At 46.1% G+C, this 6,900-nt stretch carries 7 protein-coding genes; all 7 read left to right on the forward strand.

Annotation, left to right across the window (positions count from 1 at the left end; translation table 11 throughout):
• The first annotated feature begins 121 nt into the window (after positions 1-121).
• The 7 genes from hslO (at position 122) to lysS (ending at position 6,443) form a co-directional block, all read left to right on the forward strand.
• Positions 122-991: an Hsp33 family molecular chaperone HslO gene (gene hslO, locus SFC66_RS17010; RefSeq protein ID WP_411219901.1), complete on the forward strand. Its 870-nt coding sequence runs from the start codon at positions 122-124 to the stop codon at positions 989-991.
• An 88-nt stretch (positions 992-1,079) separates the two neighbouring features.
• Positions 1,080-2,003 (forward strand): cysteine synthase A, encoded by a 924-nt coding sequence (gene cysK / locus SFC66_RS17015; protein WP_411219902.1) that lies wholly within the window; start codon positions 1,080-1,082, stop codon positions 2,001-2,003.
• Positions 2,004-2,102: 99 nt separating this feature from the next.
• Positions 2,103-2,918, forward strand: coding sequence for a dihydropteroate synthase (gene folP, locus SFC66_RS17020; RefSeq protein ID WP_411219903.1), 816 nt, complete (start codon positions 2,103-2,105; stop codon positions 2,916-2,918).
• A 3-nt stretch (positions 2,919-2,921) separates the two neighbouring features.
• Entirely contained in the window at positions 2,922-3,281 is a 360-nt protein-coding gene (folB, locus tag SFC66_RS17025; protein WP_411219904.1) for a dihydroneopterin aldolase, read from the forward strand.
• Complete coding sequence (folK, locus tag SFC66_RS17030; protein WP_411219905.1) at positions 3,278-3,784, forward strand: 2-amino-4-hydroxy-6-hydroxymethyldihydropteridine diphosphokinase; 507 nt, start codon at positions 3,278-3,280, stop codon at positions 3,782-3,784. Before folB ends, folK begins: the two co-directional genes overlap by 4 nt.
• 21 nt (positions 3,785-3,805) lie before the next feature.
• Positions 3,806-4,795, forward strand: a complete 990-nt coding sequence (gene dusB, locus SFC66_RS17035) for a tRNA dihydrouridine synthase DusB (protein WP_411219906.1) — start codon at positions 3,806-3,808, stop codon at positions 4,793-4,795.
• A 163-nt stretch (positions 4,796-4,958) separates the two neighbouring features.
• Positions 4,959-6,443 carry a lysine--tRNA ligase gene (lysS, locus tag SFC66_RS17040; RefSeq protein WP_411219907.1) on the forward strand — a complete coding sequence of 495 codons (1,485 nt, stop codon included), beginning with the start codon at positions 4,959-4,961 and terminating at the stop codon, positions 6,441-6,443.
• The last annotated feature ends 457 nt before the right edge of the window (positions 6,444-6,900 follow it).

A 6,900-nucleotide genomic window follows, 5' to 3' on the forward strand; every position in this document is an offset into this window, starting at 1 on the left:
GTTTGGGTATAGTAAACATATAAAGGGATTTACATGTGGGATTATGATAAGATAAACAATACCTTGTGGAAAAAATAGGCCGATAACGGTTGGTATATATAGAAGGAGTGACATTGCTCTCATGGGTGATTATTTAATTAAAGCGACAGGATTCAACGGAAATATCCGTGCTTATGCAATACAATCGACAGAATTGGTGGAAGAAGCACGCCGCCGCCATGATACATGGGCGACAGCATCGGCAGCACTTGGCCGTACGCTCACAATCAGCACGATGATGGGCGTAATGCTTAAAGGAGAAGACAAGCTTACCGTAAAAGTGGAAGGTGACGGACCAGTCGGACCGATCATCGTGGACAGCAATGCAAAAGGTGAGGTGCGCGGTTATATCACGAACCCGCATGTCGATTTTGAACTGAACTCCATCGGGAAACTGGATGTCTCCCGTGCTGTCGGTACTGTCGGAACATTGAGTGTAGCCAAAGATTTAGGCTTGAAAGAGATGTTCACTGGACAAGTTCCGATCGTTTCCGGGGAAATCGGAGAAGACTTCACGTATTATTTCGCTAACTCTGAACAGGTACCTTCTGCAGTAGGTGCGGGTGTATTGGTAAATCCGGATCATACCATCCTTGCTGCTGGCGGATTCATCCTGCAAGTGCTGCCGGGAGCGGACGATGCAATCATTACGCAGCTGGAAGAGCGAATCAGCTCCATTGCCCCGATCTCCACTTTGATCAGGGAAGGAAACACACCGGAACAAATCCTTGAGAAGCTGATTGGAGAAGATAATATCAACTTCTTGGACACGATGCCGGTCAGCTTTACTTGCCAGTGCTCCAAAGAGCGCATCGAGAACGCTATCAAGAGCCTTGGGAACGAAGAGATTCAAGCGATGATCGATGAAGACCATGGTGCAGAAGCCAACTGCCACTTCTGTAATGAAAGTTATACGTTTACGGAAGATGAATTGAAAGCACTGCTTCGATAAACCTCTCTCATTTGGTTTGACTTTTAGCGATAATTTGCTTACAGTTAAATAAATCCAATTAAAATAGTGGGAATTAGGGGGAATAATCATGGCAATTGCATCATCCATTTCTGAATTGATCGGTAACACACCAATCGTGAAGCTCAATCGTACAGCGGACACGGACAGTGCCGAGATTTATGTAAAGCTTGAATTCCAAAATCCGGGCGGATCGGTAAAAGATAGGATTGCACTTGCAATGATTGAGGATGCAGAAGAAAAAGGCAGCTTGAAGCAAGGTGATACAATCATCGAGCCGACAAGCGGTAACACAGGTATCGGTCTTGCTTTAGTGGCAGCAATCAAAGGCTATAAAGCCATTCTTGTCATGCCGGATACGATGAGCATGGAAAGACGCAACCTGCTTCGTGCTTATGGAGCAGAGCTTGTATTGACTCCTGGTGCAGAAGGCATGAAGGGTGCCATTCAGAAAGCGGAAGAGTTGCAGAAGGAACATGGTTATTTCATGCCGCAGCAGTTCAATAATGAAGCAAACCCTGCCATCCATGCACGTACAACAGGCAAAGAGATTGCGGCTGAATTCGGGGGCGACCTTGATGCATTTGTAGCTGGTATCGGAACAGGCGGTACCATTACCGGTGTTGGTAAGGTTCTGAAAGAATTGAATCAGGATATCCGGATCGTGGCTGTAGAGCCATCCAGCTCACCAGTTCTATCTGGCGGGAAACCAGGTCCGCATAAGATCCAGGGTATTGGTGCGGGATTCGTCCCATCCATTTTGGATACGGATATTTATTCTGAAATCATTCAAGTGGAGAATGACGAAGCGTATGCGACTGCTAGGGAAACAGCTGCCAAGGAAGGGTTGCTTGGCGGTGTCTCTACAGGAGCTGCCATCTTTGCGGCTAAAAAGGTCGCCAAAGAACTTGGACCAGGCAAAAAAGTGTTGGCCATCGTTCCTAGTAATGGAGAGCGTTACCTCTCCACACCGCTTTACCAATTCGAAGATTGATGAACCCGAAAAGCCCCTGCCTCCCAAGGCGGGGGTGTTTTTTTATGCGGAAATTCGTGTACACTAATAAAGACAGATTGAACGAGAGGTTGGCGGGAAATGAAGCGTAAAATAGGCAAAAAAGAATATGACCTTTCCAAGCAGACACTTGTTATGGGAATCATCAATGTGACACCGGATTCGTTTTCGGATGGAGGGAGTTACACGGATATAGAAGCAGCTGTCAGACAGGCGCAAAAGCTTGAGGCAGAAGGTGCTGATATTTTGGATATAGGCGGCGAATCGACGAGACCAGGATTCGAACCAGTGCCAGCAGATGAAGAGATTGCCCGTGTAGTGCCAGCAATACAGGCAATCAAAGCAGCTGTGGACCTGCCGATTTCAATCGATACGTACAAAGCAAAAACGGCAGAAGCTGCTATTGAGGCAGGCGCATCGATCATCAATGATATATGGGGAGCGAAATATGATCCGGATATGGCTGGAGTAGCAGCGCGATACAAAGTGCCGATCATCTTGATGCATAACCGAAGGATAGCGCATTATGATGATTTATTAACGGATATGGTTGCGGACTTGGAGGAAAGTATCGCGATTGCCTTGGATGCTGGTGTGGAGCGGAAGGATATTTGGCTGGATCCAGGCATCGGTTTTGTGAAGTCTTTTGAGGAAAATATGGCTGCAATGCGTCAGCTGGATAAGATAACGGCCATGGGCTATCCTGTACTCCTTGGTACATCCAGAAAAAGATTCATTGGAATGGTGCTTGATTTGCCTGCTGGTGAACGCGATGAAGGTACAATGGCAACAACTGCATTTGGCATGACCAAGGGCGTGCATATGGTCCGGGTGCATGAAGTAAAACAGACAGCGCGCCTTGTGAAGATGATGGATGCACTGATTGGGGAGGATTAAACAATGGATAAGATATATTTGAACCAACTACGATTTTACGGTTACCATGGTTTGTTTCCGGAAGAAAACAAATTAGGCCAGCGTTTTATGGTGGATGCTGTACTGGAACTGGATCTCCGTGCAGCTGGAGAGTCGGATGACATGACGCAGTCGATTCATTATGGACAAGCTTTTGAGGTCATCAAGGAAGTTGTCGAAGGACAGGCGAAAAACCTGGTGGAGGCGGTGGCAGAAGATATTGCCAAGCAATTGTTTGCAGCATTTCCTTTATTGGAAGCATGCACGGTGAAAGTCACCAAGCCTGATCCCCCGATTGCTGGTCATTATGAATCTGTCGCAGTGGAAATACGGCGGGAACGATGATGAAGCAAGCTTATATTGCGCTTGGATCGAATATCCACCCGCGCGAGACGTATTTACGGCAGGCCATCGAGCAATTGCAGAATCATTCGTGTATAGAGCTGAAACAAGTTTCAACCGTGTATGAAACCGATCCTGTGGGCTATGAAAACCAAGGACAGTTTTTGAACTTGGTCGCAGAAGTACAAACGAGTTTATCGCCTAGGGAACTTCTTTCTGTCTGTCAAAGGATAGAACAGGAACTGGGGCGTGAACGGATCATCCGCTGGGGACCGCGGACAGTCGACCTTGACATTTTGCTGTATAGTAATGAAAATATGGATATTGAAGAACTTATCATCCCCCATCCGCGCATGCATGAACGAGCTTTCGTATTAGTGCCATTAGCTGATATAGCACCAGATTTTCTGCTGAAGGGAATACGGGTGACGGATTGGCTCGATGCAATGGCCAAACAGGATGTGCAAGGCGTAAGAATATGGGGTTCTTTAAATATAGTGCAATAGACTTTATAGGAGGTAGTGACGTTGTTCAATATTGGCGATATCACCATCAAGAACCGAGTTGTATTGGCGCCGATGGCTGGTATCAGTAACTCCGCTTTCCGATTGACTGTAAAAGAATTCGGAGCGGGTATAGTCTGTGCAGAAATGATCAGTGACAACGGCATCGTGACTCGGAACGCTAAAACGATGAACATGCTTTATATAGATGAACAAGAAAAGCCGATGAGCTTACAAATCTTCGGTTCCAACCCTGAGACGTTACTGGAAGCTGCCAAGTTCGTCGACCTGAACACAACAGCTGATATTATCGATATCAACATGGGGTGTCCAGCGCCGAAGATCACAAAGAACATGGCGGGCTCCCGCTGGCTTTTGCAGCCGGAGAAAATTTATGAGTTGGTTTCTGCAGTTGTAAAAGAAGTGAATAAGCCAGTGACAGTCAAGATGCGCACGGGTTGGGATGACAGCACCATCTATGCTGTGGAAAATGCGCAGGCTCTCCAGGAAGCCGGCGCAGCGGCTGTGGCCTTGCATGGCCGAACGCGTGAACAGCATTATGATGGATTGGCCAACTGGGACATCATTCGCCAAGTAAAAGAATCTGTTTCCATTCCTGTCATCGGAAATGGCGATATCACAACACCTCAGCTTGCCAAGCAGCGATTGGATGAGACGGGTGTTGATGCTGTCATGATCGGCCGTGCTGCCCTTGGGGACCCATGGATGATATACCGGACGGTTCATTATCTTGAAACAGGAGAGTTACTGGATGAACCGAAACCGCGTGAGAAGATAGACGTATGTGTACTGCATATGGATCGTTTGATTCGTCTCAAAGGTGAAAAAGTTGCGATTTTGGAAATGCGGAAGCACGCTGCTTGGTATTTGAAAGGTTTGGAAGGTACAGGGAAAGTGCGGAAGCTGATTAATATGACGAACACGAAGGAAGAAATGCTTGATGCGCTGTATGATTTCGCGGACCAAGCGGAAGCATCCATCGCGATGTCTTAATCGGGCGCGCTTTGTTGACACGGCAGTGCTGCTTTTCTATACTTATACGAGGTAGCAATGCGATACGCCTCGCATTTTTTGAGGACGAACAATACTGCCAGTCATACTGGCAGTTTTTTTAGCATGTTAGAGACTGAATATAGAAGAAATGGGAGTGAACAGGATGAGTGAAGAATTAAACGATCAGATGCAGGTGCGCCGCGATAAGATGGAACAGCTCATGAACCAAGGTTATAACCCGTTCGGTGCCAGATTTGAGCGTACGCATCAATCCGAAGAGCTTATAGCTGCATTTGATGCTTTCAGTAAAGAAGAGCTGGAAGAGAAAAAAGCAGAAGTGACGATTGCGGGTCGTCTGATGACAAAACGTGGAAAAGGTAAAGCGGGTTTTGCGCATTTGCAGGACCTGAGCGGCCAGATCCAGCTTTATGTTCGTAAAGACCAGGTTGGCGATGAAGCTTATGAGCTATTCAGCAGCGCGGATCTAGGTGATATCGTCGGTATTACAGGGGTTATGTTCAAGACGAATGTAGGAGAGCTTTCCGTTAAGGCTACTTCCTTTGACATCTTGTCCAAGGCTCTTCGTCCGCTTCCTGATAAATTCCACGGCTTGACGGATATCGAACAGCGTTATCGCCAGCGTTACCTTGATTTGATTGTGAACCCGGATTCTAAACAGACATTCATCACTCGCAGTAAAATCATCCAAAGCATCCGTCGTTACTTGGACGATATCGGATACTTGGAAGTGGAAACACCATTGATGCACAGCATTCCGGGTGGAGCGGCAGCTCGTCCGTTCATCACCCATCACAATGCTTTGGATATCCCACTTTATATGCGTATAGCAATTGAGCTTCATTTGAAACGTTTAATCGTCGGCGGATTGGAAAAAGTATACGAAATCGGCCGTGTATTCCGTAATGAAGGTGTATCCACGCGTCATAACCCGGAATTCACCATGCTTGAATTGTATGAAGCGTATGGTGACATGGATACAATCATGGAATTGACAGAAAACCTGATCGCTCATGTAGCGAAAGACGTATTAGGTAAAACAGTCATTCCTTATGGTGAGCATGAAATCAATCTTGAACCGAAGTGGAAACGTCTGCATATGGTTGATGCTGTAAAAGAATATACAGGTGTGGATTTCTGGAAGCATATGAGCGATGAGGAAGCGAAAGCTCTAGCGAAGGAAAATGACATCGACATCAAAGACACAATGACATTTGGCCATATCGTGAATGAATTCTTCGAACAGCGCGTAGAGGACAAGCTTATTCAGCCGACGTTCATATATGGACACCCGGTGGAGATCTCTCCGCTGGCGAAAAAGAATCCAGAGGATGAGCGCTTCACGGATCGCTTTGAAGTATTCATAGTAGGAAGAGAGCATGGTAATGCCTTCTCCGAGCTGAATGATCCAATCGATCAGCGTGAGCGTTTCGAAGCACAGGTGAAAGAAAAAGAACAAGGAAACGATGAAGCACATGAAATGGACGAGGACTTCTTGGAGTCCCTTGAATATGGCATGCCGCCTACAGGAGGATTGGGCATCGGTATCGATCGTCTGATCATGCTGTTGACGAACGCACCATCCATCCGGGACGTACTGCTCTTCCCGCAAATGCGTAATCGCTCCTAAATAATGACAGTTGAGATAAAGTGTTTCAGCTAAATGAAAAAACCGAACTCGATTTGCTTGAGTTCGGTTTTTTTTGATTAACAGACGTGGGATATCACATGAACTGTTTCAAGATGCCAGATTATTATCTTAGTGATTTGGAGTTTAAGAGTTATTGGCAGGAATGGAATGGGCGACTGGGTTTTCGATGTGCATTTTTTGTGGTGAGGATGGGACCTTATTTGGAAGAAGAATGGACGGTGGAAGAGGTAAACAGACCGGAAGCATATAATCATAAGACTGCCGTTATCACCTTTTTATAGGCATATGCATAGAATGTAAACGAATACGGGATAATGTTATGTAAGGAGATTTAACATTTCTTTTAAAAAACTATTGCAATGACATTACATCCGTGGTAAATTATTAGAGTTGCTTCAAGACGAAGCGGCAAACGCAAGGAACGAAACAAAAAAAG

This window comes from Terribacillus saccharophilus (assembly GCF_046592895.1).
In the GTDB taxonomy this organism is placed as follows: domain Bacteria; phylum Bacillota; class Bacilli; order Bacillales; family Amphibacillaceae; genus Terribacillus; species Terribacillus saccharophilus_D.